Genomic DNA, 24529 nt, shown 5'->3' on the forward strand with positions numbered 1-24529 from the left:
TACTAGGTCAATTCATCAGCTAGGTACTGCTGAATGAGGCCAATAGTCAGCCCTGGCTGCTCTAGGTGGGGGGTGAGACCAACCCCCGGCAGCCCCTCAAAACGGCGAATCGCAGTGGGGTTGAGTGTGGCCAGGCGGCGGCCCGTCTCAATGGGGGTGAGCTGCGACGCCTCGCCCCAGATTATTACCGTGGGTGTGGTGAGCTGGGGTAAAGCTTTGGCGAGGTCAAAGCTCAGGTCGCCCCGCACAAAGGCCAGAGCCGCCACATCGGCATGGGGCTGCTGGGCAGAGGCCAGATAAGCGGCCACCATTTCTTCAGAGATTTTGCTGGCATCGGCAAACTGGCGCTGGGCCAAAAACAGGCGAATGCCTTCGGCGGTGGCGATCGCCCCTCGGTACAGCAGCTGATCGACCAGGGGCAGCTGCACAATCTGGTTGACCACTGAGCCACTGGGGTCTTGGCCAAAGTCGGCCAGCCCCGCCGGAGCCACTAAAATTAATCCTTGCACCAGGTCGGGCTGGGCAACGGCCACCCGTACCAGCATCGCCGCGCTAAGGGAAGAGGCCACCACGATGGGTGGCTCGGGGCAGCGGGATTGCAAAAAATCGACCAGCAGGGTCTCGTAGTGGGCGGTGGTGAGGGGGCGATCGGGGTGGTCAGACTGGCCCCAGCCCATCAAATCAGGGGCCAGCACCGGATAGTCGGCGGCAAAGGCCGGGTACACCTTAGACCACTCGTAGCTTGACGACCCACCCCCAAACCCGTGAACAAATACCAGCGGTTGAGCGTTTGTCGGGGGGGCAGACCAAAAGGCTGGATTGGCCTCAACGTAAGCTACCGTACCCAGGCCGAGAACCACCGAACGCTGAATAAAACCGGGAGGGATAAACATGGGAGCCACGCCGTTACTGCCTTCTGAGTACCACGAAAGGCTCCCCTTTGCCCATCAGCGCCCCGACATGCCTTTAGCGAAAGGCATCGGGGTTGAGGGGGCGACCCGACGGTTGACCACCGCTCAAGCGGGTACCCGTGCCCCCATCGGCAGGGTCTAAAAAGGGCTTGAGGTTGATGCCTTGGGGGCTGGTGCGGGTCGGCATAGAGGTGCTAGGCAGCCCTAGAATATTGCCGATTTGCCCCAGCACATCATTGTTATTGCCCCCGGCAAAGGTGGTCACCCCCTGGGTTTGGTCGCCCCGGTCGGCGACGGCCAGGTTGTCAAAGACGCGATCGCGGGTTAGGGTCGCATCTTGCCCAGGGGGCACCGTAAACACAATGCGACAGCCTGAGGTGGCCTCGGTCGTGACACAGACCGTGTTGTAGCCATTCTCGACCGAGGTTTCGAGGGCCAGCAGGCCATCGGGGCGATAGCGCTCTAGGCGGGCGCTAATTTCGGCACAGCGGCGATCGGCGGGCCAGGCGCTGCCCATATCCTGAGGCACCGCCCAGGGATAGGCCTGCCCCGGCTGGCTGGTGGGGGCATACATCACGGTGTACTGCCCATTGTGCATCTGGCAGGTAAAGCGAGGCCCCAGGTCAGCCTCAGCTTCCCCAGGAGTAGGTGTATTTTCTGGGGTCTCTGCTGGGGTCGGGGTCGAGGTCTGCGCCACAGCAGCTGGCCCCACCATGGGCATCAGCATGAGGGCCGCCAGTCCACTAATCAGTAACGTCGTGCGAGGGGCGGTTGTAGAACAAACCATGGTGCGGTGCCTCCAAAGACAAGCGAGTGTGAGTGCGTGGTAGCCCCAGGGTGCCCCAGCGGTTGCAATTCTCCCAAGAGTGCAACGGTACGTAACCTAAGCCTTATTGGCTAACCCCTGAGAACCCCTTGTCCTCGCGACGCAATTCCTGCTTTCCCAGTTCCCCTGAGAAACATTTCCATCCCCCTTGCAAATTTTAAGAATCTGCGTATCCTTAGTTAGGCTTTGGGGTCAACGCTGCATCTAGGTCAGATCTATACCAGCTTGACGCTGCATTTAGCGTTTGTTGAAATGGTGACCCGCAGTCTTCCTCACACCGCACCACAGAGAAACAGTCCTATGGCATACTCCGACCACTCATCTTCTGGCCGCCCACGCTCCTCTCGTCTGTCTGGGCGATCGCACTCCAGTCATCTGGGCAATTCTGAAATGAGCCATGGTTCCCTGCGGTTAGGGGGCTGGGCCGGGGCCGGGCTGATGGCGTCGACCCTGTTGCTACTCTGCCCCGCTGCCCAAGCCGATAGCCTTACCGCCTGGCAGTTTAACCCCAATACTCAGCAGCTCACCTTCACGCTGCCCACCGGCATTACGCCCCGATACGCCGTAGAGCAGAATCCAGATCGTCTGGTGCTGACCATTCCCCAGACCCAGATGGGGGCGGTGGCAACAGCAGAGCGCTACGGTGGTGCCGTCAGCCAGGTCAGCCTCAGCCAGGTCAATGGCGACACGGTGGTGGTGCTCGACCTCGCTCCCGGCGCAGAGCTGGCCGCTGAAGGGGCTAGTCTGGTGGCGATCGCCGCAGGCGACCAAACCCGCTGGATGCTCACGGCGCTGGTTACTCCCGGCGGTGCCCCCTCCCTGGCCACCGCCCCTGGTCTGCCCTCTGCTGGCATGATTGTAGAGCTGCCGGTGATCCCCGGTAATGACCCCAGGCTGGGCTTTCCGGCGGCGGGCACCGGGCGCTTGAGCACCTCTGCCGCCAACCTGATGCTGCCCAGCGACATTAACAACCTCACGAACTTGCCCGACACCCTACCCGTAGACCCCTTTAATCTGGGGCTGCCAGGAGAGCAGGTGTCGGTGCCCAGTCTGGCCGAGCTAGACGCGGAGGTCGGGCCTGTGGCCACAGTACCCCAGGGGGCAGCGGCGGTGCCAGACATGGCCCTGGAGGCTGTACCCTCAATCTCTCCTGTCAATGGTGCGGTAATCGCCCTCGAACCCCCGCCGCTGCCGTCTAGGATCATCTCACCTGGCCCTGCTGCGGTCTCTGGAGAACCCGCAGCGATCGACAATCCATCGGCGGTCGCCATGAATTCAGCACCCCCTGTTGCCCCCATTGATGGTGAAACCAGCGGTCAGCCCATCGTCGTAATGCCGCCCCCAGAGGTGGCGGTCACTCCAGAGGTGGTGGTCACTCCAGAGGTAGCTGTTACCCCAGAGACCGGGGCACCCGCGATCGCCCCCACCGCCGCCCCAGCCTGGGCAGCACCATTGCCAGCAGTCCCGGCGGTCCCTGAACCGGCGATTCCGGCCGTTGATTCGGCGGCGATCGCCGTTGAGCCGCCTGCCGCAGCCGCTGCCCCCAGCCCTGACCTGGCCGATGCGATCGTGCAAGAGCCGCCTGCGATCGCCACTGTGCCCGTGGCCGCAGACCCCAACTTGCTGGCGGTGCCCACTGCCCCCACCACCAGAACCCAGGGTACGGTCATTCCCCCTGCCGATCCGGTAGTGCTGGCGGCGGCAGGAGACCCCATTCTCTTTGGCAGCCCCTTGCCCAGCAGTAACCGCCAGGCGGCCTACCCCGGTGCGGTTGATCCGATCCCTGCCGAGCGGCCGCTCTCTCCAGACACCCTGGTGGCTGCCGGTACCGTGCTAGAGCTGCGCTACGTCGGCGATCAACCCCTCGACCTCAACATCAACTCCACCCAAAACCAGGTGCTGCTGCTAGCCCACGATATTCGCGACCCCATTACCAACGGCATCGTCGCCCCTGCTGGCAGTCAGCTAATTGGGCAGTTTGAGCCCAGCCCCGCAGGCCACGGCCAGCGCTGGGTGAGCAAACAGCTGATCTCCCCCAGTGGGCAGCAGGTGACCTTTGCCACCACCACCGACTACCTGGTCGGCAGTCCTGAAGTCAGTACTCCCCGCCTGGCCGCTGGGGTTGGAATTGGGGCGCTGGCGCTGATGGTGCTCACCAGCTTTAGCGGCGTGGGCCTCTTGGGCGGTGCCCTGATCGGGGCGACTACTGTCGTGGGTACGTCGCCCCAGCACATTGTGGTTGAGCCCAACCAGATCATCCAGGTGCAGGTGCTTCAAGATGTGCCTCGGGCCATTCCGATCGCGGCAGCGTCTGAGTACAGCCAGGAGTGGGGTGTGGGCGGCTGGTAGCTAACCTGAGCTACTCAAACAGACCAAAGGGAAAAGGCCCATAGGTACCCGATAGCTCTGCCAGCTCGGGCTCTGAGGTGTGAAAGGTGATCAAGACACCCCGCGAGGGGCCGCTGTAGTCGTCTAGATACCAGGCCCCCTTGAGGGTGTTGAACTTGAGGTAAACAGGCCCCTCCCGCGCCGGTAGGTCGAGGCTGACCGTCACCCCCAGGGCCGCCAAAAATGACTCCATCGCCCGCTTGCCCTCGCTCAGGTCACTGGCACAGATGCCCAGGGTCTGGTAGTCAGACCATTCATTAAAGTCGCGCAGGTCGGCCCGCACTTGGTCGGCTTCGGCGGCGCTGAGGTGGGGTGGGGTGGTGAGGCAGCTAAACTGGCTCAGCCGCTGGCGGGCGGTGGCAATAGCGGCGGCGGTGGGCAGTGACAAGGTCATAGAGAACTACGCAGTGAGGTGACTTAGACAGTTGACTGCACCCAGGATTTTCTGATATCGGGGGTGCAGGGGAGCAAGATATGTGACAACCAGTATGTTGGCGATCGCGATCAGATTGGGCTAACTAACATCAAGCCAAGTCCCATCGTGAACCGTTAGTTGGTCGAAAAACAACTGATATCGAGCCGGGCTGGCTATCGCCATGGGCTTCTGGCCCGACTGTCAGGGGTGCTACTATGACCTACCATGTCCGCGTGATGGACATGCCCTCCAGCGATCGCCCCCGGGAGCGACTGCTGGCCTACGGTGCTAAAAGTCTTTCAACCGCAGAGCTGTTGGCCATTCTTCTGGGTACCGGCCAGGGGCCGGGCAAGCTGTCGGCGGTGGGCCTTGGCCAGCTGATATTACAAGAGATGGGGCAGCATAAGCGAGATCCGCTCACCGCTTTTCGTGACGTGTCGGCCCACGATTTGGAGCAAATCTCTGGGGTTGGCCCAGCCAAAGCCACCACCATTCTGGCGGCGATCGAGCTGGGCAAGCGGGTGCTCCAGGCCATTCCCCCTGAGAGTACAGTGGTTGACGATCCGGCGATCGCCGCCGCTGCCCTCAGCCATGAGCTGATGTGGCAGGCCCAGGAGCGCTTTGCAGTAGTGCTGCTCGACGTGCGCCACCGGCTGCTGGGCACCCGGGTGATCACCATTGGCACCGCCACCGAGACCCTGGCCCACCCCAGGGAGATCTTCAAAACCGTAATTCGCAATGGGGCGGTGCGCTGCATTGTTGCCCACAACCACCCCTCAGGTAGTTTTGTTCTGGGCAACTGTTCCTGATCGAACGCTCGGGCTAAGATAGTTAAAAGCGGTAGTCTGTCTACTGCGCAAGCTTTCCCCCACCGTGAATATCTGCCCGATCGCCTTTCGCCCCTCGGGGCGCTGGCTGGCTGCGTGGTGCCGCCATAGCGGCGAACCCTTCGGCGGCCTCTACAGCGAATCTGAGGCCCGGTGGATGGTGCAGGCCTCCAGCGGCTTGGGCTATGCCCTCTCCCCTGCTGAGTTTGGTGAATTGGCGGCGGCGGCGGTGCGGCGGTGCAGAGAAAATCCCTCGATAGGAACCCCCCATGACCTTGCGGCCTAAAAGTTCAAGAGGCACCCTCGTGCCCATCTTTCATCCAGAGCGGCTGACCCCCAGGCCACCGTCGGAATTGTGGGAGCTTCTCAAGGCAGCGAGCCACACCAGCGATTTGGCAATGGGCAGGGCGATTGACGCCACCGACCAGGTTGAAAGTCTGGGGCAGCAGGCCATGGGTAAAATCCATGCGCTGGTGGATGAGCGGCGGCGCTCCGAGAAGCAGCTCACCCAATTTTCGACCCAGATTATGGGGCTGATTCAGCGGGTGCAGCAGCGCGAAGCCGAAACAGGAGATCTTGTCGCTCGCCTCGATGCACGCCTCGATCGCGTGGAAAAGCAAGTGAGCATTATTGCCACAAGCCTCCACGGGATTGCCGACAAAGCCGCAAAAAATGACTTTGGGGAGCGCTCTGCGCACTCGGGAGACGCGCTCGCTGAAGTAATGCGGTTGCAGGTGGCCGCCCAAAAGGAGCTATCCGATCAGCTTGCCACCGTGGCAGCAGCGGTTGAAGAACTGCGTGATGGGATGCGCCAACCTGCTCCAGCAGAATCACGGCCAGGCATCTTTTCTGCTTACTAACCCCGGTAAGCACTCGCCCCTGCACCGCCTAGCGTGGGGGCTTTTCTGTTTGTTTCACTCTCACCAAAGGCAAAACCATGAACGGACTACAACGCGCTTGGATGACAGCTCAAGAAGATTGCGGCGGTCTGGATGGCCCGGCGCTGCTAAAAACAGCGGGCGGTTTGCAGGAAATCACCCAGGTCCAGCTTCAGCAGATGATCGCTCAAATGCAACCAGGGCAAAGCATTACCGTCGGCGGTGTTCAGATAACCCTGGATCAATACGGCAAAATCCAAGCCACCTCGACCCGGCCCCCCGAGATGGACGATCAACCGGTTGGCAACCCAATGGCGAAATCTGCGGGCTATGCCCGTCGCGAGCCTTCGTTCGGCTCGGCGCTGCAAGGGCTTTGGGCGCTCGGACTGGACGACGAAATCTAATGCAGTACGGCATTGACCACCAGGCGCTGGTGATGCAGCTCAACAACCTTGAGCCTGGACAGCGAATTACGATCGCCACCGATAGCGGCCCCGTGGCCCTAGTGCTTGATGGCAACAACCGGGTATTCGTCGAGCACCAGCGATTGGAGCTCGACGAATTTCACGACCACTATGCAGGCCGCGAGCCAACCTTTCTTCAGCAGATGTATCACGAGCAAGGGCCACAACCGCTATGAATCCCACCCCACCCGGCGCAATATGGCTTTGCCTGCGCAGCACCACGATGGTTTGCACAACACTCACCAGCCCCAATGGCCATGAGCTAAGGATCGCCTGCAATACCTGGCACCTTCTACCCGGCGATATTTGGGCGGAAACGATCGCCTCTATGCAGGCCGCCCAAAAGCGCCAGGGCGACTATGTTCAGTATCGGGTTGAGGTGTTCGACCCCAGCCCCACCCACGTGGTGGCTTAATTTTGTCGAGGTCATGACGTTTCTACCCCGCATAAAGCGGGGTTTTTTCTATGTCTCTAACGAATCTCCAGCGCAAGGTTGCCAAGCTTGAGGGCGGCGGCGGTGCCCCACCGTCTCCCATTGGCCCTGGCTGGTGGGATGATGAGTTTTCAGACTACGCCTTGGTCACCGATCGCAGCTGGCGGCCCTATTGCGCCCTCGAGCAATTCCTCGTCGGGAGGGCCGCGACTGTAGCCTGCTGGTGGCGACTGACGGATTGCTACAGCTTCTGGCACCGGCACCAAGAACCGGATTGGTGGAGATCTAAAGCGTGGCGAAGCAAAACACCCGACTGGCAGGAACAAATCGATCGCAAGCGACGGCTATTCTGCCCACCAGAGCACTGCAAAACAATGGCGGGGTTTGTTCAGTGGCTCTACAGCGATGCCCCTCGGGAGTGGGAATCTGATTGGCCCTGGCAGTGGTGCTGCAAAGATGTAGGCGCTCTCTACTCCTGGCCTGGGTACGAGTTTCATCGCGGTGGCCTGGTGCCCTTGGCCCACGCCCTAGCGATCGCCTCTGCCTGCTGGTTGATCGATGACCTGGGGCTAAAGCCCCCGCAGGTGTCCGCCGCTGCACTGGAACACCGCTGTGCCTTCAAGTGGCGCGACCTCAATAGCCTACGGCAAGTGCCTCTGCCCCCTCGCCGCATCACCGGCACCAGCCCCAAACTGCGAATAGCTGAAATGACAGCCTGGGCGCAGTCCCACAACATCCCGGTTGATGAAGAGCGATCGCGGCAAGGTGACGAGATAGAACTGCTGGACTTTCTGATGTGTGCTGCCTCCGGCTGTGGTGGCCCCCACGGGCACGGGCTATGGTTCCCGGCACTAGGTGATGGCTAATGAAGCGCCGCAGCCATCATCACGCTTAGCAATAAGCTGTAGTTTTTAGGGTTTTGCTTCAAAATGGGGGCACCACCAAGCAGCAGGGGAGAGTCAGAACCATGACCCAGGTTTGTGTTTGCGATCGCTGTGGCGTTCCAGCAGCTGGGGGAACATATACCCTGAGTGGCTGGTGGCAACTGGTTACAGAGTCCAAGAAGCGGCGCACGGCTCAACCCATTGGTGATCAGCTATCCGCCGACATCTGCCATCAATGCTCCAGTGATATGGGCATAGAGTTTGTTTTGGAGCCAACCCGCCAGGAGCAGTTTAAGCGATGGATGAGGGAACACCCAGGGCGCTCAGGGTTTGAGGGTCTACGCAGAACATCGCCCACCGGGGCCTGCATCGGGGACGTGACGTGCGATCGCTGCCAAACCTGTTGCTCTGAGCGGTATGCACGGCTTTTCATCACTTGGGTAACAGAGAGCCAGGAAAATCTCTATGCAGACCTTTGCCCTAGCTGCTTTAAGGCGGTGGAAATGCCAAGCATGACCCTAGATAGTCAGACTGCATGACCAGCAATGCCGTGCAGTTGCTCCCTAGCCCTAGCCCTCGGCCTCGGACTGGGCCTCCAGGGCGGCCACGCGATCGGCCAGATCGATTGCGTCAATCTTCCCGGCACAATCAAGGATTATTCTTGCTGCGGCTAGTTTGTCGCTGGCTTTCGCCGTGCTGTCCTTCCCGGTGGCGATCGCGTGGGCAGTATCAATGCAATCATCCACCATGGCGATCGCCCTGCTGACGGCCCCTTGCCATAAATCGCGGCGTAGCTCGGTCACCAGCGCGGCAAACTCAGGCTTGCGCTTCCACTCGGAGACTGTCTCGCGGCGCACTCCTACTTCTTTGGCCACGTCCTGAACCTTTCGGCCTTGGGCCAATGCCAAGCAAGCTCGTTTTTGGTTGGCGCTTAGATCAGCCACGGAAAGCTACCAAATCTAACAATCTCAAGGGTTTCGCTCCCCATAGCTTACCTAATCGGCGTTGCTGGTGCTTACCGGGGTAAGTACGGTGGTCAACCTTATCTCGCTCAGAGTCTCAATCCGAGTCTCGAACTGAGACTTTGGGTATCCCATCGTTTACCGTGCAGGGCGTTCCATCGTTCACGGTGCTGTCTACAGGGACGGATGGGGGTAGTTACTCTATGGCGTTTGAGCACATCGCGCAGTCTCAAGATGCCTATCCAGTTGACTTTGACCTTGCTTGGGATTGGATTGGGTACAGTTCCAAGGGCAACGCTAAACGGAAGCTAGAGGCCGATTTTGTCGAAGGCGTGGATTACCTTTTTATCAATTCGGATAAAAACCCCGGTGATGTTGGCCGCCCATCCGAGCGTATCCTTTTAACCGTTGATTGCTTTAAGCAGTTCTGCATGATGGCGGGGACTCCAGAGGGCAAGCAGGTGCGATTGCACTACCTAGAGATTGAGCGCAAGTTCAAAAACGTTCAAAAAGCTCTAACCACTACGCCGCAGCATGACGCGATCGCGATCGCACTCGAAGGAAAGCTTCAGGTCATAGGCGATCGCCTGACTGGGCTAGAGGCAGGGCAGGGGAAAACCTTGCCAGTTAAGGCGTGCCCGCTCCGATCGCACTCCCATAGCCGATCGCGCAAAATAGGGCTGCTGTACTGCGATCGCCCACCATGCCCAAAGGAATCACCTCAGCAGACCCTATTACGAACTACCTGCGCCAAATCGGCAGAATCCCTCTGCTTACTCACGCTGAAGCCATCGAGCAGGCCAAGGAGGTTCAAGCCTGGCTCACGACTGAGAATCCCTCCCCCGCCCTGGTGGCCACCGGGCAACGGGCAAAGCGCAAGCTGATAGAGGCTAACCTGCGGCTGGTGGTAGCGATCGCCAAAAAGTATAGAAGCTCGGGCATGGAATTTCTGGATCTGGTTCAGGAGGGCACCCTCGGCCTATCCACCGCCGTGGATAAGTTCGACCCCACCAAGGGGTTTACCTTCAGCACCTACGCTTACTGGTGGATTCGTCAGGCGGTCACCCGTGCGCTGGCCACCAACAGCAGACCCATCAAGCTGCCTCAGCATATCGTAGAGAAGCTTTCCAAGCTGCGATCGCTAGTTCGCAAGTTTGAGCAGCAGCAGGGGCGATCGCCCTCGTCGGTAGAACTGGGCACCCTGGCCAAAAGCATAGGCCTGAAGCCTGAACAGCTGCAAAGCCTACTAACCTTTGAGCGCGGCCACCTAGCCTCCCTCGACCGGCCCGTGGGTAGCGAAGATGCACCCCTGGGAGACCTGATTGCAGCGCCTGCTGATGACGGGCTAGAGCGCTTGGCCCAGCAGCAGCAGCTAGCCACCATCCTTGGGCGAGCCAACCTTAGCCCCACCGAAATGCACTTACTGGTGCAGCGGGCGATCGCTGGTAAATCGTTCCCGGCGATCGCCCCCACCCTCGGCCTGAGCACAGAGAGGGCGCGAAAGCTCCATAAAGCAGCTCTCCATAAACTGCGGCAGGTTGCGATCGCGGCCTAGAGCCGCACGAGCACCGTCGCCCCCTGCGCAGTCGGGCGGCCACCGGGGAGAGTCTTTGGTCTGGCGGCGATCGCGGCCTCTATCTTGGCAACATCGCTCTCAGGCCATGGCCCCATGGTCTGGTCCACGGGAATTTTTATATCCCGCCCATTCTGCCAGGGGAATCGATCGGCGCTCAGAAACTCGTTAGTGATTTTGAACTTCACCCCAGCCACCGGCGCGGCCACCGGTTCTACCTTGGCGGCTAGAGCATCCTGGAGCACTTTGCGGGCGGCGGCGGGGTTGTGGCTGTGCAGCTCGACAATCTCTCCCACCATTCCGGCCAGGGCGTAGGGAACCGGGCGGCCCTGCATTGTGGGTAGTAATGCACTACTGCCCGCAGCTGGTACGGCGCTGGGTAGGGGCTCACCCTCGACCAAGGCGGCGATCGCCTCCAGCGTACTCCTGGGATTTTCCTTCAGCGCCTCGGACAACGGCCCCAGCTGCGCCAGTAACTCTTGCCCGGTTTCGGTGGCGGCCAAGTTGGCGATCGCCTCCACAACATCTTGGCCGTGCTCCGGCGTCACGACGTCTCGAAAAGTCATCACTGACTGTTTCCACTCAGGCGGAATCCGAACAGTGTCCATGGCCATGGGCGATCGCTCCTTGCCTTGTCTAATTATGAGTCTATGCTGTCGCCTATTGTAATGACGGGAACGCCCATAGGGTAGTCGTCACCGAAAAATGGGCCTAGAATAGCTTATGAGAATGTTAGTTCTCGCAAGCTATTTTAGAGATCGTCACGGTGGCAGACTTGGAGCGTTACGAACTGGGGTTAGTCGTCGGTGGTGGGGAGATGGCGCTAGGTGCCTCGGTGTTACCGCCTGGTGTGCCTCATCCGGGACGGGTGTATCTGGAGAGTTTGGGGGAAGGGTCACGGCGGGCGATCGCGCGATCGCTGGATCTACTGGTTGAGGTGTTCGTGGGCGAGCCCCAGGTGCAGGCCGTGGGGCTGGGGTTCCCGTGGTGGTGTCTGCGCTACAGTCACACGGCGGCAATTCGTTCCCGGCTTCAGGAACGCTGTGCTCCAGCGACGGCAAATAAAGCGCTGTCGGCGCTGCGGCGAGTGCTGAAGGAATCCTGGCGGCTCGGCCTGATGACGGTGGAGGATTACCAGCGAGCGGCTGACCTGCGTAACATTCAGGGCAGCACCCTACCGGCGGGGCGCGACATTAACCCTGGCGAAGTATCGGCGCTGCTGGGAAACTGCACCACGGGCGATCGCAACATCGACCATCGGGACGGGGCAGTATTGGCGGTGCTGCTGGTGGGCCTGCGGCGCTCTGAGGTGGCCACCCTGGCGCTGGAGGACTACACCCCAGATGAAGGCAAGCTGACAGTGCGAAAGGCTAAGCGCAATAAACAGCGGGTGGTGTACGTGCCCGAGGGCGGGCGGGCGGCGCTGGCTGATTGGCTCCGGCGGCGGGGAAGTGAGGCGGGGCCGTTGTTCCTGCCAGTGAATAAGGGCGATCGCATTATTCACCAGGCTAAGCCGATGACTTCCCAGGCGATTCAGGTAATTGTGAACCGGCGGCGGGGTGGGGCTGCGGTGGCTAGCTGTAGCCCTCACGATTTCCGGCGCACATTTGTGGGCAACCTGCTGGACGCGGGCGCTGACTTGTCGGTGGTGCAGCAGCTGGCGGGGCACTCGTCGCCCACGACGACGGCCCGGTATGACCGGCGGCCCGACCGGGCTAAGCAAGATGCGGTAGCGCGGTTGCATATTCCTTACCGGCGAGTCTGATAGGCGGTAATCCAGTATCTGGCGATGTTGGGTGCCTTATTCCCAGCAGTAAGGTGGCAGAAATAAAAAGACGTGTTCACATCATCATCTTGGGTATACTTTGAAAAATTCTTAATAGGGAATTGAATTTTGCTGCGTTCCAGAATCTATGTGGCTTTGCCTCTTAAGAGTGTTAAGCATTCCGACTCACCATATTTCATTGAACTCGCTACATATCATTTCGATATAGGCTTGCAAGTAGGAGATGAGTTTGAAATTCAATCTTGGGGACTTGGTGAAAATCGCTCGCTTTTGGTGAATGCAGCAGCTGGAATTGTTAAACGCAGCTTGACGGTTATACCTGGGGAACTAGATAGTCAAAATATAAGAATGGATGTTTTTCAGATATCTCTATATGCTGAAATTGCGGACAAAGACAAGATTAATGAAGTTTGCCAAGCCTTTATAAGGCTAAATCCAGGAATGTTTGTTGAAGATTGATCCTATCTACCCCTGATGGATCAGCATTAGCGACGTGGGTAACAGATTAGACCAGACACTAGGGTTAGGATTTCGCCAATTGCTGCAAAGGAAGCGTAAGTGTTGGCATACTCGCAGCCTCTTGCCCTGTGAGCTGTTCATGAATGCTGCAAATGCGTAGCTGTGGACCCATGCGATCGCGTATCTGCAAGCCGCTCAAGCCGCTTTCTGTAGGTCGGCGATGTACCAGCGGGGGGGGCCGTCTTCGGTGTGGACGGCAATGACACCCAGCTCGGTGAGGCTGTCGAGGCAGTCTTGGATGGCTTTTTGTTTGCGGCTGGCGTTTTTGAACTGAGCGGTGACCTGGGCCACTGTCCATTCACTGCCCTGGGTGCGGAGTAGGTCGCGCACGGCGGCAAGCTGCTCTTTGAATGATGTGGGAAATTTCTGTTGCTCGACGGGAGCGATCGCAGTCTCTTCGGTGGCGGTGGTGCCCGCTAGGACTTGTTGAGTGGGCTGCACTTCGTCGGGAGCCTGGTAGTCAGGACGGAGCCAGCGGATGAGGCCGTTGCGTTCTTCTTCGGCCCGTTCAGCGTTGAGGGCAACGAGGTTTTCGAGGATTTGTTCGTCGGTGATGTCGTGGGGCCAGCCGTAGGCATCAAGCACGGCCAGGTCTAGCTCATCGTGGATTTTTTTGAGGGTGCTGACCAGGGCGCGATCATTGTACTCGCGGTCTTGGTCGGTGAAGGCTTCCCCGGCCCGGAGTTTTTCGAGCATGTTGTACATGCCAGTGATGGTGATGTCGTGATGGTCGGATTGAATCTGCTTACGATGGGTATCGAGTCGTTCGCCCATGTCGCGGATTTTCTGTATTTGCTCTGGAGTAGGATTTGGGAAGGGGAAGCAATCAAAACAACGGGATTTTACGTATACCGGGTCATTACCGATACCTAAACGACTTCCTGTAGACAAAGCCCAAAATACATGAATCTTGCTGGAGAGAACGCCAAGGGCAAAAGCGTCTTCGAGTGCAATACAAATTAATTTATTATCCGGAACGATTTCTTTAGCTAGAAATACAAAAGTTCGGTGTCTAGAGGTTTCCACAGTAGCCATATATCTAGGCAGTTTTTGAAGTGCTGGCCTGAAATTAGCTCTTGGCTCACCGAAAATCCACCAATTCTCGCGATAAACCTTTCTATTGTTTTGCTCTCGCTCTGGCTTTACTCTCTCAAAAATCCATTGATAAACGTTAGGATACTTCTCCTGAACATCAATCTCTTTAAAGCCACTTAAGTCTATCACCGAAAAATTGCGTGAGGTCTGCTGTAAGTCACGACCATTAAGATATGGATGGATAACATCTCTTTCTAAGTGTTTACCTTCCTGAGGCTTCACAATAAAACCTGAGCCGTGCAGCTTGACTCCTGGACAGCAAAGGCCACGATTGCTTTGAAGTAAAGTGGCAACGCTAACATCAGCTCCAGATTGAAGATTGCTATGAATAGTTACTCCTCTGGATGTGTAGAAGATTATATTTTCTGCTGACTCTTCTGGTGTTCTGCCTTTCTTCTCAGATATTACTTGCAATAGCTTCGCTTGATTTGAAAAGTTTTTCAAGTCAAGCGAAGCAACAGTCATTGCAATTCTTACATCTGCTCCTTCATCTGTCCAAGGATGGTTAGGAATTGCGAAAGAAAGTCTAATTGGGTTATTGGCTTCTAAATGCTTTTCTATTACTTTTCTTTGAAAAACCTGACTAATACTGTTTGTGGTGATGAGGCCAAATTTCATCAATCTTTTTTGGCGAACAAGTTCTGCTGATTTGTGCCACCAATACATCACATAATCAACTGTGTCGGGAACGCTTGAATAAACCTGGCGCAGAGCTGCTGCGTAGCCATCACCCAGTCTTTCTCGAATCCATGCATTTCCAATGAACGGCGGATTCGACACCACATAATCCGCCTCCGGCCACTCCGCAGGCCGAGGATTCAAGTACCGATAAATCGGAATCTGGTCACTCGGATCAGGCACTTCCTCTCCCGTCACCGGATGCCGCATCTTGTGCCCACCCCAGCGTGTTCTCACCTGCCCCGTCACCGGGGCAACATCCGGTTCCTTGCCGTCATAGGCCAGCACCGCATCCCGGCATTCAATGTTGTGATATTCCCGCAGCACCGGCTCTACCGGGGGCAAGTCACCAAAGCGCCGGAAGTGCCATTGCAGGTAACCAATCCAGATCACCAAGTCTGCGATCGCCGCTGCCCGTGGGTTGATCTCAATGCCCAAAAACTGCGACGGGTTCACCTGGTCGATGTCGAGCCGGAGCTGGGCCTGGCCGGTGACATCCTCCAGGCGCTTCAGCACCTCCGACTCTAGCTGCTTCATCAAGTCCAGCGTCACATACAAAAAGTTGCCCGTCCCGCAGGCCGGGTCGAGAATGCGGGTCTGCCGCAGCTCTGTGAGAAACGCTTCTAGGGTTGCGATCGCCTTCTTCTTTTGGCTGGGCTTTGGCTCTGGGTCGTCGCCCAACTGCTGCTTCGCCTCCCCCTGCACCACCACCCACTGGGCCTGTAACGGCTCCATCACCACCGGACGCACTAACCGCTCTACATAGGATCTTGGCGTGTAGTGGGCACCCAGTTTACTGCGTTCCTTGGTGTCTAGCGCCCGCTCCAGCAGGGTGCCAAAGATGGCAGGTTCCACATTTTGCCAGTCCCGTTCCGCCGCCGCCAGCAGGATCGCCACCTGGTCAGCAGCCAAGTCAAACGCGACAGGCTCCGCAAACAAGCCGCCGTTAAAGCGCAGCAGCTGGCCATGAAAGCCAAAGCTGCCCCCCTCGTTCATCGCCTGCCACAGGGTCTCCACCTCCGGCTTAAAGCTTTTTGGGTTCTCCTGCCAACGGGTCTTCAGCGCATTGGTGAAGACATACTCCTTCAGCAGCCCTACATCCTCCGCAAACATGGTGAAGATGCAGCGCATCAAGAAATGGGCCACCTCCTGGGGCTCGTGCTGACCTTCCAGGGTTTTTGTCAGTGCTGCCAAGTCAGCGGCCACCTCCCGCGTTACCCGCGCCGCAATCTTCTCCGGGTTGCGAGCATCCGGGTTGGTGAAAATATCCACAAACAGGTCAAAGATCTCTTCCCGCCGCAATGCCGCCAGCTCAATATCTTGGCGGGCCGCGTATCCCCCGTAGTCACCGTTAAAGCCCATCCACAGCTCAAAGTGACTGCCAATGTCGCAGGTGAGCAAGAATGGCGGCTTGGTGTGAACGTTGCGGGTATAGGCGATCGCCTGCACAAACGCCTTCTCCATCGCCTTCAGATAGGAGGGGGTGCCTCGCCTAGCGGTACCTTTGCCCGTCTGCTCACTGCCCTGCTTGGCCTCAATGATGAAGTGGTTGGCCTTGTAGAAGTCGATGTAGCCCGGCGTCACCTTGCCGCTGGGGTGATAAACCTTGATGTCTTTGTCAAAGCAGTAGGGGTCGTCTTCAACATTGCCCTTCGGCGGTGGGCCATCTACCCCCAGCGCTTCACACAGGTCTAAGAAGAAACCCTGATAATTAGCCCGCTCATTGCCCCCAGAGTTTTGCCACTTGGTTACAAAGCGTTCGATTCGTTCAGTGTCCTGAGGCGTCATAGGGCCAAATTCTGGTGGACCATAGCCCCAAGACTAACGCAGGTCAGCAATCCGGGAATAGCGGCATGAAAACGGCATAAAGAAGCCTCCAGCCAATCGGCTAGAGACTTGGTACTAACCGGGGTAGATACCGGGTTAGCGATCGCAGGCAGGGCGACCCAGCCAAACTAGATGGGTGGCGGTGGTCTCCAGGACAGCGATCGCCACCTCCAGGGCATAGCTCAGGCGCTGGTGGCCTTGCTCGTGCAGGCTGGCGCTGGCGGCGGATAGGAGGGCTTGGGCACGATCGCAGGCATAGGCAAGATAAATCATGGTGGGACTCCAAAGAGGTGGATGGTTGCCCAAAGGGCAGGCTCCCCCAGGGCGTTGCACCCCAGGCGGCGGCGTGGTTACCGCTAGAACAAAGAGAGTTGCTGAATTCTGGGGTGGCCTGCATCCTCGGGTCTGTAGGGGCGTAGCTCAGTAAACTTGCCCCTCCAATCCGGGGCGGTATCGGCATCGACGCTGACCCACTTGTAGCCGCATTTGCTGACGGTGCCCGTGCGACCATCGGGCAAGACAACGCGATCGCCATAGTCAAGCCCGTGAGGGTTGAGTGTGGCCAGCTCCAGGGGGGTGTAGGGGCATTGGTAGGTCATAGGTCAAACCTCCGACAGGCCTGGGTGAATAGGGCGGCGGCACCAGAGGCGATCGCAACCTCTGAGCCCTCCGGCATGGCCGCACTGGCCTGCTGGTAGCAGAACTTGAGCAATGGGGCTCGGGTCTCGACGTAGGCGGCGATCGCACGTTTCTGCTCTGGGGTCAGCTCACCGGCAGCGCCCGCAGCTGCGGGTGCAGCTGCGGGCGCGGGTCGAGGTGCGATCGGGGCGACGGCCACCGGCTGGGCCTGCGCGGAGGTGTCGGCAGGTTGGATCAGGGTAAATTCTCCGTCAGATGCGATCGCGGCCTGGTAGGTCTGCCCCTTCTTTAACCAGGTCAGCTCAGGGGCTCCCTCGCTGTAACTTTTCCACTTCTGGCTACCGTCGCCCATCTTGAATAGACATGGGCGGTAGTTGGGTTTGCCCTCGTATTTGCTGGGCTTGGGGCGGCCTATGGTCTCTAGTGTGGCGGTTGTGAGTGTTGCTGTTGGCATGGTTACCTCGACTGCCCCTTGAGGGTGGCGCTATCGGTCTGGGGATAGGTGGAGTACAGCAGGTTAACGGCCTGCTCATAACTACGGGCGGTGATAACGCGGGTATCAACCTGGCCCAGGGTGACGGTTTCAAATTTGTATTTCGGCATGGCGGTGTCTCCGGCGGTTGTGTGGCGGACGGGGCCAGCGAGGGCCAGCCCCAGGGCGGTCTATTCGGCGATCGGGCGGCGGATGGGCCAGAAGTCGATCAGCTCAAGGCCACGGTCGGCGGCGGCGGCAAACAGGCGATCGCGGGTGCCCAGCCCTAGGAACGTATCGGGTACTTCGGCGTTAAAGCCGTCGATCACCTGCTGCTGGGTAACAGTGCCATCGATGGCGGTGATAAGCTCCCAGACCAGCCCCTGGCATCGATACCACCGGGTGGCAGTGATACGGTCAGAGCCACGGTTAAGGGCGGGGCGGTCGGTATGTACTAGAATTGCGGTCATAGTCAAACTCCACGTTTGGTTTACAGCCCCCGTCGGTAGCCCTGAGAAAGCCCGATGGGGGTTTGTTGTGCCTGGGTTAGTCACCTCCCCAGGCGTCGGTCATGCACCCAGCGCCTCAAGCATCTGGGCCTTAGTGAGGTGCTTTCCGCCCCTCCCTCACCCCTCGCTAGGCGATACCCCGGCGGCGGCATTCCTTCCGCAGCCGCACCGACGTCATCGCGGCCAGGTCGGCGGTCGGCACCTCAACCCGTGCGATCGCAACCGGGGCAGCGACAGCAGCGGCCACCGCTGGCACCGGGCGGGCGGTCAATGCCTCAGCCTCGGTCAGCAGCTCACCCAGCGAGGGCAAGTCATCATCGACCAGCGGCGGGCCGGGCGTGGGTTCTGCCCTCAGCCAAAGAACGGTCAGAACGGCAGCAGCGTACAGAAAAATCTCAAATGCGGTCATGGCTCAAAACCTAAAAACGACAGCCCCGTGTAGTGGGTGGGGCTAAGGCCGGAGCGGGGAGTCGAACCCTGCCTACACCGTCCGGCGAATGTGTTGCGCTTGCCCGGTCTCATCCCAGCGGCGGCGGGGAGTGTTGCCCGGTTCGGTGGCCCTGCCCCACCTGCCTCGGGGTTTTCTCCCCCCTCGGGATATCCCCAGTATAGCAAAATGATTTGCTGTGTCAACATTCAATTTGCTAATTAGCAATTTATTTTGCTATAACTAATTTGTTCAATCGCAAGTGAGGGCGTATGCTATCCCCGTCGTTGACTGCTGCGCGTGTGAAGTTGAGTTTTGCTGAATGGTTCAAGTTGGCCCGCTCTCGGGCTGGTGTTTCCCAGCGGGCAATCGCTGATTCGTTGAAGGTGTCGGTACAGACTATCGGCAACTGGGAGGGCGGGCGATCGGTGCCCAGTCTTGACCCAGACCAGATGCTGCGGCTATGTACTGCGCTGGGAGTATCCCTCGATGTGCTGGCCAAGGCGTTCAGGGGTGAGGTTGAGACCACCGACTAAGCCACATGGCCGATCGCACCCTTCCCCCCTGCGATCGCCCACGGCACCGGGCACAATAGGCAGGCAGCGGCGAGAGCGATGTTTAAACCTGATACTGAAAACCCCACCGGCGGCGCTGCACTGGTGGGTTTTTGCTTTGGGCTGCTTGACGATAGATTGGGCCTGAGTATGTTTTACGCGGTAGATGCTACCAGCCTCCAACTTTCCACGGGGGCTTTTCTCGTTCATCAAGGTTAGCTCCCCCGATGGTGCCGTGCCATTGGGGGTTTTGTTTTGGCGCACTATAAAAAGGCGATCGCGCTATCCGAAGAACGCAACCCAGGCGATGCACAGCCCCAGGCCACCCAGTAGCAGATAGCCGATACGAGACAAGGCCCAGACCATTGACTGAGGCCACAGGGCGATCGCAGTAACTAGAATCAGTGCCCAGAACATAATCAAAACCCCTTGCAGATAGCTGCGGTGTAGTTAGCGATCGACGGATAGCTGCGCCCGTTATAGGTCTGCGGCTTGGTATTGTTCCATAGGTCAGGGTTGCCGCTGTAGTGGTAGCTGGCCATCATCTGGCATTGGGTCTTAGGGTCTGCCGACTTCGCCTGAATCGTGGGGAGTGCGGCTGAGGTGTAGCAGTCCATGATTTTGTCTTGCAGCTCAGGGCGGCTCAAAAACTCCTGGGTGCTGGGCTGGAATGCTACCCCATCGCATTTAAGGGCAACCGATCGCATTGTGGCGGGCATGAACTGATACTTGCCCAGTGCCCCGCTGTCGGGGTTGATGGCGCTGTAGCTGTGCCCTGATTCCTTAGCGGCGATCGCCTGGCGGTACTGCTCCACAGAGAACCCGCTGGTGCTGGTGCGCTTTTCCTGTGCTTCTTTGGCCCAGGTCTGCGGATTGACCCACTGCCCATCCCGCCTGATTTTCCAATCGAGGTGAGGGCCGGTGCTCACGCTGTCGGTGGGACTCACCTTGGCCACCACTTGACCGGCGGTCACGGTATCTCCGACAGACACCATAATGCTGTCGACATGCACCAGCTGGTGCTCTACTTCACCGGCCCAGTCCTTGCCCACGATATGAACCTGCGAGCTGGCCCCATTGGCGCTGGTGCCAATCTTGCGAATCTCAGAGACTCGACCGGCGATCGGGCTGGAGACAGCGGCACCTGCACAACCCCCGACCCGACAATCAAAGTCGACCCCACCGTGCGGCCCGTAACTGCGCTTGTTGCCAGTCTCAGGGCCAAAGGATTGGCCAGGTGAGGGCTTGTAATTGACCAGGTCTTGCAGCGATTTTCCAACGATGGGAGAGGCGTAGCTCTGGCCATCGGCAGCGCGATCGCCCCCACTCTCCCCAGCCAACCCCAGCCATTGAGCGGCCCTGCTCTGGCTAATTTGCTCCCATTTGTAGGTGAGGTGGTTCACTGTGGCCATGGTGGGAGGGATGGCGATAGTCACCAGGTATAGCCCCCAGAGAATACCGACTTCTGTCCAAGTAGTCGTCTTGGGCGTTGCCTTGATCGACTTCTCCAGGGCGTTAATCTGCCGCTCGATCCGGCGGAAGTCATAGGGCTGGGCAGATGGGCTTTTGGCGCGGGAATTGGTCGCTGGTGGGGTGGGCTCATCCCGATTTACGCCTGGGGGATGTAGTGGGCTTTGGTTGTCACCCTTGGCAAACTGCCCCGTCGAGGTGTGACGCCATCGGCCCGCAGACTCATCCCAACCATAGTTATTAGGGGTTGCTGCTGTCATAGGGCTGCCCCTCTCCTTGGATAGTGTCTACCAGGCCCTCACGGGTGCCCTCAAAATCGACCGATGGGCGGCCCCCGTGCCATTGGATGACGTTTAGGTTTTTGAGTATCAGCACCGCGAGCAGACCAACACAGAAGAATTTCAGAGTTTCCATGGGGTGCTATTTCCAGCTACACAATCCGGTTTTGTAGTCGCATTCCAGGCGCTGCTGGGTGGGTTTGCCCTCAATGTTGATGCCCTGGGTTTCTTCGCCCAAGGCCGCGAGCATGACGTTACGCACGATCTGAAACATGGGTTGCCCCTGAATGCTCACCAGGGAGAACGCCCCCACAGTCACCACAAAGAGAACAATCACCACGGCATTGGCAGCACCGCCGACAGATCTAAGCATTGGTTTCTAGCTCCTGTAGAAAGGTTTTAAGGGCTTGGTATTGGGGGTTGTCCTTTAGGCGCTTGACCTTGAGATGGTCAGTAATCTGGCGGGCGGTGTAACCACGCTTGACCAGCTCGCGGATTGAGTCGGCATTCTCCGCCAACCATTCCTCAACGCCTGGGCCAACCTCCAGACGGGTAGGCTGCGCCAGGTCAGGGGCAACCACGGGGTAAGCCTCTCCTGATAGGGCATCCCTGAAAATCAGCACTCGCTGGGGTGGCTGTACTGCGGCGATCGCCTGCTGGCGGGCATCGAGCAAACGGCCTCTCTCCCTAGCCAGGCTGGCGGGGTAGGTGTAGGTGGTTTGGCTCAGAGCATCCCCCATCAAATACAGGTCAGCAGCCCCGGTAATCGCCTCGTCAAGCTCAGTTTTCTCGCGGGTGAGACCGTGAACTACCAGGGAAATATCAACGCCAAACTTACGGCCCTCGTCAAAAATGAAGGCGATCGCCTGCACAGCGGCCTTAGTCTGCTGGGGTGTCCACTTGCGCACCAATCCCCCCCATTCGTCAATGACCAGGTGCTTAGGGCTGCGGTCTTGGCTCAGGCCCTCGATCCGGTTGTGCAGGGTTTGCTGCAAGTGGAGGATGGCCCCAAAGCTGTCATCTGCGGTTCTCAGCAGGTAACGCTGCTCAAAGGTCTCGCGGTCGATACCGGGTAACCATTCTTGAGACTCGGGATAGTGGCGATCGCTGATCTTGAGGTCGATACCGGCCTCAGCCATCTGTGAACAATGAAAGTTCACCAGCACCGACTTGCCGCTGCCCCTGGCCCCGACATAGATCTTTGATGCCCTGGCCCGCTTTGCCGTCCAGAATTCTGCGGTGGTAGGGTCAACGGTCGAGACGGCCAACCAATCAGCGACCGGCGCGGGTAGGTTGGCAATGGCGCGGGTGTCTACAGCAGTTGCTGCGGCTGCGCTGGCGGTCAGGGTGCCAAGGCATAGGCCAACGTCCCAGGCTTCTAAGGCCCAATCACTTAGGCCATGCTGGCGGCTCTCCTGATAGGCCACCATGGCGGCGGCACTGCCCAGGGTAATAGCAGGGATGGTTAGGATAGCTGGGCCTTTGGCTGCGATCGCACCACTGCCCAGGGCCAAGCTCCACAGGAACAATGCTCGGGAAACACTAGCCATCGTTGCCCACCTCCACTGGTTGAGCCGTCACGGCCTGACGCTGCGCTTCCTTAATCCTCATAGCCTCAAAGTTGAAGCTATCAATCTGGGTGGAACTGTCGAAAGCCACGACCCGACAGCTACGGTTCTCCCCGACATAGAGAGCATTCAGCGCCTGCAAGATAGCAGCCCGGTTGCGAAGTGGCGAGTCGAGGGCGGCGGCATGAGTAGCAGTGCCGTCCATACTGCCGTTGGATGCCATCAGTTCTTTAACCTGTCGGTTCTCCTGGGCCAGTTGGTCAAGGAGCCAGCGCTCTACATCAACAGAATCAGAGTGCTGGCGGTTCTGCGCGGCGGTCAGATACGCAGCGCTACGGGCGCATAGCAGGTTGTCTACGTCAGCCTGGGCTAACTCCAGGGCAGTCTCTAACACTGCGGCGCGGGTGGCTAATGCAGCAGGTAGGGTTGGCGGTGCTACGGCCTCTCTCATGCCCTCCTCATGGCCTGCGCCAAAAGCACCAGACACCGCTTGGTTAATCTGTGGGAGAGAGGCGTTAGGGTCAACGGCCTCGGTAGCGGTGGGCTTACTGGCGATGCGCACGGCCCCGACAACAATCAGCGACCCGGCCACAATGCAGCCGAAGACTAACGGCTTGGCAAACTTAATCGGCATTGGATAGATCCTCCAAAATCATGGCGATCGCCCCTCGGGTTTCGTCGGGCAAATTGCGACCGGTCAGGGCATTTAATTGGGCAATGAGTCGTTGCCTGGCGCGATCCTTTGCAGTGCGATCGCGGCGGGCTAGGTGTTGCTCAATGGAGATACCAACGGCAGCACCAGGGGCACCAAAGATAAAGGCACCTCTAAAGCAAAAGTTAGTGATTTGGTAGGAGCTAAATACCCCGTCTTGGTGGGTCAAAAACTTTTGCCATTCGCCCCCCAATGACCAGGCGGTACCGACGGCGGCAAAGCCCAGGGGCAAGATAAATCGGGTCAACACATAGAGCATGGTGGGGGTGGTTCTAGTGGTTCTGGGGTTCTGGGTTCTGCGTGGTTCAGAACCACAGGGGGGCGAACCGCTTGGTTCTGCGTGGTTCTTGGGTGGTGGTGCAGATTTTCCGGCGGCGATCGCCCTCCGTGGGAGGAACCGCCATCCTGATCACCGGGTCAGCCGTAGCGCGATCGCTTTGGACACCGACAGCACCAGCAGCACGGCACCATAGAGCAGGAAAGCTAACCATAAAAAGTTGCTAAGCTTGTCCAGCAAATTAATCAGGCCGATCAAGAGAAATCCTGCAAAAGGAACGACAAAAGCACCCTCAAAAAGTCGGCGCGGCGATTGCTGCCAGAACAAATCACAGATGTTGCGGATGTGCATCCATAGACGCTGTGCTCGGTAGCGCCAAGTGCGGGGCAGAGAGTTAATGAGTCGGTAGATCATGGTGTTAACCGAGGATAGTAGGAAGTGGGCTTTAACCGGGTCATCTACAGAGCGATCGCTGTTGGCTTGCAGGCGCTCGGCCAAGGCTAAGGTTTGTCGGGAAATTCGCATGTGCTAACCCGGGTTAGTACAGCAGGAAGGCGATCGCCAGCCCCAGCACTGCCAGGGCCAGCAGAGCTAGTTGAAGGTGTCGGGAGAAAAATGTGGCTCTAAGGAATCAGCGTCAAAGAACACCAAGCCCGATTCCGCTTCATTAATCAGCCGCGCCAGGTTGTCCCAGTAGTAAACCTCGCTAGTGCCGAACGCAATTTCACACTCACTCGCACAGACATGTGCAGCGACGTGTAAGAGGCCTAGATATGGCAGAGCTTCGCATTTGAGCCAAGGAAGAAAACTCGGCATCATCTTCACCGGGGCAAAATACCCTCCTGGGTGCATTACAAAATGCTGAATAGGTGGCTCCGCAGGAAGCTTGACCAATGCAGATGCCCCCTCGGTGTCCAAGAGGTTGGCAATAGCGATCGCCGCTTGAAGTGCCCTGTAAATTCGACTCCAATTCGGATGCTCACTTTGGTCTTTTGCCGCATATGCGAGCGGAATCAAGGCATTCAAGTGGACTGAAATAATAGAGGCAACATGGTCAAGGGGGACTTTTACTTCAGTAACACGGAGCTCACGAGGGATGAATTCAAGCATTGAGCGTTTTCCTAAATTGAAGACAATATCTATGCGATCGCAGCCCC

Annotated in this window: 31 protein-coding genes and 1 pseudogene; 12 read left to right on the plus strand and 20 right to left on the minus strand. The window is 58.4% G+C overall.

Features of this window, described 5'->3' with window-relative positions; translation table 11 throughout:
• Positions 1-2 precede the first annotated feature (2 nt).
• Both AC0QKW_RS23285 and AC0QKW_RS23290 read right to left on the minus strand, forming a co-directional pair.
• Complete coding sequence (locus tag AC0QKW_RS23285) at positions 3-893, minus strand: alpha/beta fold hydrolase (protein WP_473153493.1); 891 nt, start codon at positions 891-893, stop codon at positions 3-5.
• A 73-nt stretch (positions 894-966) separates the two neighbouring features.
• Positions 967-1698, minus strand: coding sequence for a COP23 domain-containing protein (locus AC0QKW_RS23290; RefSeq protein ID WP_473153494.1), 732 nt, complete (start codon positions 1696-1698; stop codon positions 967-969).
• A gap of 339 nt (positions 1699-2037) precedes the next feature.
• Here AC0QKW_RS23290 and AC0QKW_RS23295 point away from each other — a divergent pair, with 339 nt between their 5' ends.
• Positions 2038-4086 (plus strand): AMIN domain-containing protein, encoded by a 2049-nt coding sequence (locus tag AC0QKW_RS23295; RefSeq protein WP_473153495.1) that lies wholly within the window; start codon positions 2038-2040, stop codon positions 4084-4086.
• A 10-nt stretch (positions 4087-4096) separates the two neighbouring features.
• Here AC0QKW_RS23295 and AC0QKW_RS23300 read toward each other — a convergent pair whose 3' ends face one another.
• Positions 4097-4519 (minus strand): DUF1824 family protein, encoded by a 423-nt coding sequence (locus tag AC0QKW_RS23300; RefSeq protein WP_473153496.1) that lies wholly within the window; start codon positions 4517-4519, stop codon positions 4097-4099.
• A 236-nt stretch (positions 4520-4755) separates the two neighbouring features.
• Between AC0QKW_RS23300 and radC the strand changes: the two are divergent.
• From radC to AC0QKW_RS23335, 7 genes and pseudogenes are all read left to right on the plus strand, one after another.
• Positions 4756-5322 (plus strand): annotated as a pseudogene (gene radC / locus AC0QKW_RS23305) (RadC family protein); the annotation flags it as partial.
• A gap of 91 nt (positions 5323-5413) precedes the next feature.
• The gene (locus tag AC0QKW_RS23310; RefSeq protein ID WP_473153497.1) at positions 5414-5653 is read left to right on the plus strand and encodes a hypothetical protein; all 240 of its coding nucleotides are present in this window, start codon (positions 5414-5416) and stop codon (positions 5651-5653) included.
• The gene (locus AC0QKW_RS23315; protein WP_473153498.1) at positions 5637-6227 is read left to right on the plus strand and encodes a hypothetical protein; all 591 of its coding nucleotides are present in this window, start codon (positions 5637-5639) and stop codon (positions 6225-6227) included. The genes AC0QKW_RS23310 and AC0QKW_RS23315 overlap by 17 nt, the downstream gene beginning before the upstream one ends.
• Before the next feature lie 77 nt (positions 6228-6304).
• Positions 6305-6649: a hypothetical protein gene (locus AC0QKW_RS23320; RefSeq protein ID WP_473153499.1), complete on the plus strand. Its 345-nt coding sequence runs from the start codon at positions 6305-6307 to the stop codon at positions 6647-6649.
• Complete coding sequence (locus AC0QKW_RS23325) at positions 6649-6885, plus strand: hypothetical protein (protein ID WP_473153500.1); 237 nt, start codon at positions 6649-6651, stop codon at positions 6883-6885. Before AC0QKW_RS23320 ends, AC0QKW_RS23325 begins: the two co-directional genes overlap by 1 nt.
• Before the next feature lie 47 nt (positions 6886-6932).
• The gene (locus AC0QKW_RS23330) at positions 6933-7124 is read left to right on the plus strand and encodes a hypothetical protein (RefSeq protein ID WP_473153501.1); all 192 of its coding nucleotides are present in this window, start codon (positions 6933-6935) and stop codon (positions 7122-7124) included.
• Positions 7125-7174: 50 nt separating this feature from the next.
• Positions 7175-8008 (plus strand): hypothetical protein, encoded by an 834-nt coding sequence (locus AC0QKW_RS23335; RefSeq protein WP_473153502.1) that lies wholly within the window; start codon positions 7175-7177, stop codon positions 8006-8008.
• Positions 8009-8595: 587 nt separating this feature from the next.
• Here AC0QKW_RS23335 and AC0QKW_RS23340 read toward each other — a convergent pair.
• Entirely contained in the window at positions 8596-8901 is a 306-nt protein-coding gene (locus tag AC0QKW_RS23340) for a hypothetical protein (protein WP_473153503.1), read from the minus strand.
• 790 nt (positions 8902-9691) lie between these two features.
• Between AC0QKW_RS23340 and AC0QKW_RS23345 the strand changes: the two genes are divergently transcribed.
• Positions 9692-10543 carry a sigma-70 family RNA polymerase sigma factor gene (locus tag AC0QKW_RS23345; protein ID WP_473153504.1) on the plus strand — a complete coding sequence of 284 codons (852 nt, stop codon included), beginning with the start codon at positions 9692-9694 and terminating at the stop codon, positions 10541-10543.
• Here the strand turns inward: AC0QKW_RS23345 and AC0QKW_RS23350 are convergent.
• Positions 10540-11175 carry a hypothetical protein gene (locus tag AC0QKW_RS23350; RefSeq protein ID WP_473153505.1) on the minus strand — a complete coding sequence of 212 codons (636 nt, stop codon included), beginning with the start codon at positions 11173-11175 and terminating at the stop codon, positions 10540-10542. The two genes, AC0QKW_RS23345 and AC0QKW_RS23350, sit on opposite strands and share 4 nt — an antisense overlap.
• 152 nt (positions 11176-11327) lie before the next feature.
• On the opposite strand from AC0QKW_RS23350, the gene AC0QKW_RS23355 reads away from it, so the two are divergent.
• Together AC0QKW_RS23355 and AC0QKW_RS23360 are read left to right on the plus strand one after the other, a co-directional pair.
• Entirely contained in the window at positions 11328-12326 is a 999-nt protein-coding gene (locus AC0QKW_RS23355; protein ID WP_473153506.1) for a tyrosine-type recombinase/integrase, read from the plus strand.
• Positions 12327-12476: 150 nt separating this feature from the next.
• Complete coding sequence (locus AC0QKW_RS23360) at positions 12477-12806, plus strand: hypothetical protein (protein ID WP_473153507.1); 330 nt, start codon at positions 12477-12479, stop codon at positions 12804-12806.
• Between the two features lie 195 nt (positions 12807-13001).
• Here AC0QKW_RS23360 and AC0QKW_RS23365 read toward each other — a convergent pair whose 3' ends face one another.
• The 7 genes from AC0QKW_RS23365 to AC0QKW_RS23395 form a co-directional block, all read right to left on the minus strand.
• Positions 13002-16427 (minus strand): class I SAM-dependent DNA methyltransferase, encoded by a 3426-nt coding sequence (locus AC0QKW_RS23365; RefSeq protein ID WP_473153508.1) that lies wholly within the window; start codon positions 16425-16427, stop codon positions 13002-13004.
• A gap of 135 nt (positions 16428-16562) precedes the next feature.
• A complete protein-coding gene (locus tag AC0QKW_RS23370) occupies positions 16563-16739 on the minus strand; it encodes a hypothetical protein (RefSeq protein WP_473153509.1) in 177 nt (58 codons plus the stop codon).
• An 83-nt stretch (positions 16740-16822) separates the two neighbouring features.
• Positions 16823-17065 (minus strand): hypothetical protein, encoded by a 243-nt coding sequence (locus AC0QKW_RS23375; protein WP_473153510.1) that lies wholly within the window; start codon positions 17063-17065, stop codon positions 16823-16825.
• Positions 17062-17559 carry a hypothetical protein gene (locus tag AC0QKW_RS23380; RefSeq protein WP_473153511.1) on the minus strand — a complete coding sequence of 166 codons (498 nt, stop codon included), beginning with the start codon at positions 17557-17559 and terminating at the stop codon, positions 17062-17064. Before AC0QKW_RS23380 ends, AC0QKW_RS23375 begins: the two co-directional genes overlap by 4 nt.
• A 2-nt stretch (positions 17560-17561) precedes the next feature.
• The gene (locus AC0QKW_RS23385; RefSeq protein WP_473153512.1) at positions 17562-17708 is read right to left on the minus strand and encodes a hypothetical protein; all 147 of its coding nucleotides are present in this window, start codon (positions 17706-17708) and stop codon (positions 17562-17564) included.
• Between the two features lie 60 nt (positions 17709-17768).
• A complete protein-coding gene (locus AC0QKW_RS23390) occupies positions 17769-18047 on the minus strand; it encodes a hypothetical protein (protein ID WP_473153513.1) in 279 nt (92 codons plus the stop codon).
• Between the two features lie 166 nt (positions 18048-18213).
• Entirely contained in the window at positions 18214-18495 is a 282-nt protein-coding gene (locus AC0QKW_RS23395) for a hypothetical protein (RefSeq protein ID WP_473153514.1), read from the minus strand.
• A gap of 320 nt (positions 18496-18815) precedes the next feature.
• On the opposite strand from AC0QKW_RS23395, the gene AC0QKW_RS23400 reads away from it, so the two are divergent.
• A complete protein-coding gene (locus AC0QKW_RS23400; RefSeq protein WP_473153515.1) occupies positions 18816-19049 on the plus strand; it encodes a helix-turn-helix transcriptional regulator in 234 nt (77 codons plus the stop codon).
• Between the two features lie 437 nt (positions 19050-19486).
• Here AC0QKW_RS23400 and AC0QKW_RS23405 read toward each other — a convergent pair whose 3' ends face one another.
• The 8 genes from AC0QKW_RS23405 to AC0QKW_RS23440 form a co-directional block, all read right to left on the minus strand.
• Positions 19487-20797 (minus strand): peptidoglycan DD-metalloendopeptidase family protein, encoded by a 1311-nt coding sequence (locus tag AC0QKW_RS23405; protein ID WP_473153516.1) that lies wholly within the window; start codon positions 20795-20797, stop codon positions 19487-19489.
• A complete protein-coding gene (locus AC0QKW_RS23410) occupies positions 20778-20951 on the minus strand; it encodes a hypothetical protein (RefSeq protein WP_473153517.1) in 174 nt (57 codons plus the stop codon). Before AC0QKW_RS23410 ends, AC0QKW_RS23405 begins: the two co-directional genes overlap by 20 nt.
• Positions 20952-20957: 6 nt before the next feature.
• Positions 20958-21188 (minus strand): hypothetical protein, encoded by a 231-nt coding sequence (locus AC0QKW_RS23415; RefSeq protein WP_473153518.1) that lies wholly within the window; start codon positions 21186-21188, stop codon positions 20958-20960.
• Positions 21181-22365: a hypothetical protein gene (locus tag AC0QKW_RS23420; RefSeq protein WP_473153519.1), complete on the minus strand. Its 1185-nt coding sequence runs from the start codon at positions 22363-22365 to the stop codon at positions 21181-21183. Before AC0QKW_RS23420 ends, AC0QKW_RS23415 begins: the two co-directional genes overlap by 8 nt.
• Positions 22358-23017, minus strand: a complete 660-nt coding sequence (locus AC0QKW_RS23425) for a hypothetical protein (RefSeq protein ID WP_473153520.1) — start codon at positions 23015-23017, stop codon at positions 22358-22360. The genes AC0QKW_RS23420 and AC0QKW_RS23425 overlap by 8 nt, the downstream gene beginning before the upstream one ends.
• Positions 23007-23354 (minus strand): hypothetical protein, encoded by a 348-nt coding sequence (locus AC0QKW_RS23430; RefSeq protein ID WP_473153521.1) that lies wholly within the window; start codon positions 23352-23354, stop codon positions 23007-23009. The genes AC0QKW_RS23425 and AC0QKW_RS23430 overlap by 11 nt, the downstream gene beginning before the upstream one ends.
• Positions 23355-23504: 150 nt before the next feature.
• Positions 23505-23897, minus strand: a complete 393-nt coding sequence (locus tag AC0QKW_RS23435) for a hypothetical protein (RefSeq protein ID WP_473153522.1) — start codon at positions 23895-23897, stop codon at positions 23505-23507.
• 66 nt (positions 23898-23963) lie between these two features.
• Complete coding sequence (locus AC0QKW_RS23440) at positions 23964-24482, minus strand: hypothetical protein (protein ID WP_473153523.1); 519 nt, start codon at positions 24480-24482, stop codon at positions 23964-23966.
• Positions 24483-24529: the final 47 nt, after the last annotated feature.

Source organism: Pseudanabaena sp. PCC 9330 (assembly GCF_055795045.1).

Excerpts from the sequence above, each read along its gene's own strand:
- AC0QKW_RS23380 (WP_473153511.1), bottom strand. The coding sequence starts at position 17,559 with ATGCCAACAGCAACACTCACAACCGCCACACTAGAGACCATAGGCCGC.
- AC0QKW_RS23350 (WP_473153505.1), bottom strand. The coding sequence starts at position 11,175 with ATGGCCATGGACACTGTTCGGATTCCGCCTGAGTGGAAACAGTCAGTG.
- AC0QKW_RS23375 (WP_473153510.1), bottom strand. The coding sequence starts at position 17,065 with ATGACCTACCAATGCCCCTACACCCCCCTGGAGCTGGCCACACTCAAC.
- AC0QKW_RS23325 (WP_473153500.1), top strand. The coding sequence starts at position 6,649 with ATGCAGTACGGCATTGACCACCAGGCGCTGGTGATGCAGCTCAACAAC.
- AC0QKW_RS23410 (WP_473153517.1), bottom strand. The coding sequence starts at position 20,951 with ATGGAAACTCTGAAATTCTTCTGTGTTGGTCTGCTCGCGGTGCTGATA.
- AC0QKW_RS23420 (WP_473153519.1), bottom strand. The coding sequence starts at position 22,365 with ATGGCTAGTGTTTCCCGAGCATTGTTCCTGTGGAGCTTGGCCCTGGGC.
- AC0QKW_RS23425 (WP_473153520.1), bottom strand. The coding sequence starts at position 23,017 with ATGCCGATTAAGTTTGCCAAGCCGTTAGTCTTCGGCTGCATTGTGGCC.
- AC0QKW_RS23330 (WP_473153501.1), top strand. The coding sequence starts at position 6,933 with ATGGTTTGCACAACACTCACCAGCCCCAATGGCCATGAGCTAAGGATC.
- AC0QKW_RS23285 (WP_473153493.1), bottom strand. The coding sequence starts at position 893 with ATGTTTATCCCTCCCGGTTTTATTCAGCGTTCGGTGGTTCTCGGCCTG.
- AC0QKW_RS23370 (WP_473153509.1), bottom strand. The coding sequence starts at position 16,739 with ATGATTTATCTTGCCTATGCCTGCGATCGTGCCCAAGCCCTCCTATCC.
- AC0QKW_RS23435 (WP_473153522.1), bottom strand. The coding sequence starts at position 23,897 with ATGCGAATTTCCCGACAAACCTTAGCCTTGGCCGAGCGCCTGCAAGCC.
- AC0QKW_RS23365 (WP_473153508.1), bottom strand. The coding sequence starts at position 16,427 with ATGACGCCTCAGGACACTGAACGAATCGAACGCTTTGTAACCAAGTGG.
- AC0QKW_RS23430 (WP_473153521.1), bottom strand. The coding sequence starts at position 23,354 with ATGCTCTATGTGTTGACCCGATTTATCTTGCCCCTGGGCTTTGCCGCC.
- AC0QKW_RS23385 (WP_473153512.1), bottom strand. The coding sequence starts at position 17,708 with ATGCCGAAATACAAATTTGAAACCGTCACCCTGGGCCAGGTTGATACC.
- AC0QKW_RS23320 (WP_473153499.1), top strand. The coding sequence starts at position 6,305 with ATGAACGGACTACAACGCGCTTGGATGACAGCTCAAGAAGATTGCGGC.
- AC0QKW_RS23440 (WP_473153523.1), bottom strand. The coding sequence starts at position 24,482 with ATGCTTGAATTCATCCCTCGTGAGCTCCGTGTTACTGAAGTAAAAGTC.
- AC0QKW_RS23290 (WP_473153494.1), bottom strand. The coding sequence starts at position 1,698 with ATGGTTTGTTCTACAACCGCCCCTCGCACGACGTTACTGATTAGTGGA.
- AC0QKW_RS23315 (WP_473153498.1), top strand. The coding sequence starts at position 5,637 with ATGACCTTGCGGCCTAAAAGTTCAAGAGGCACCCTCGTGCCCATCTTT.
- AC0QKW_RS23395 (WP_473153514.1), bottom strand. The coding sequence starts at position 18,495 with ATGACCGCATTTGAGATTTTTCTGTACGCTGCTGCCGTTCTGACCGTT.
- AC0QKW_RS23295 (WP_473153495.1), top strand. The coding sequence starts at position 2,038 with ATGGCATACTCCGACCACTCATCTTCTGGCCGCCCACGCTCCTCTCGT.
- AC0QKW_RS23300 (WP_473153496.1), bottom strand. The coding sequence starts at position 4,519 with ATGACCTTGTCACTGCCCACCGCCGCCGCTATTGCCACCGCCCGCCAG.
- AC0QKW_RS23345 (WP_473153504.1), top strand. The coding sequence starts at position 9,692 with ATGCCCAAAGGAATCACCTCAGCAGACCCTATTACGAACTACCTGCGC.
- AC0QKW_RS23405 (WP_473153516.1), bottom strand. The coding sequence starts at position 20,797 with ATGACAGCAGCAACCCCTAATAACTATGGTTGGGATGAGTCTGCGGGC.
- AC0QKW_RS23390 (WP_473153513.1), bottom strand. The coding sequence starts at position 18,047 with ATGACCGCAATTCTAGTACATACCGACCGCCCCGCCCTTAACCGTGGC.
- AC0QKW_RS23335 (WP_473153502.1), top strand. The coding sequence starts at position 7,175 with ATGTCTCTAACGAATCTCCAGCGCAAGGTTGCCAAGCTTGAGGGCGGC.
- AC0QKW_RS23415 (WP_473153518.1), bottom strand. The coding sequence starts at position 21,188 with ATGCTTAGATCTGTCGGCGGTGCTGCCAATGCCGTGGTGATTGTTCTC.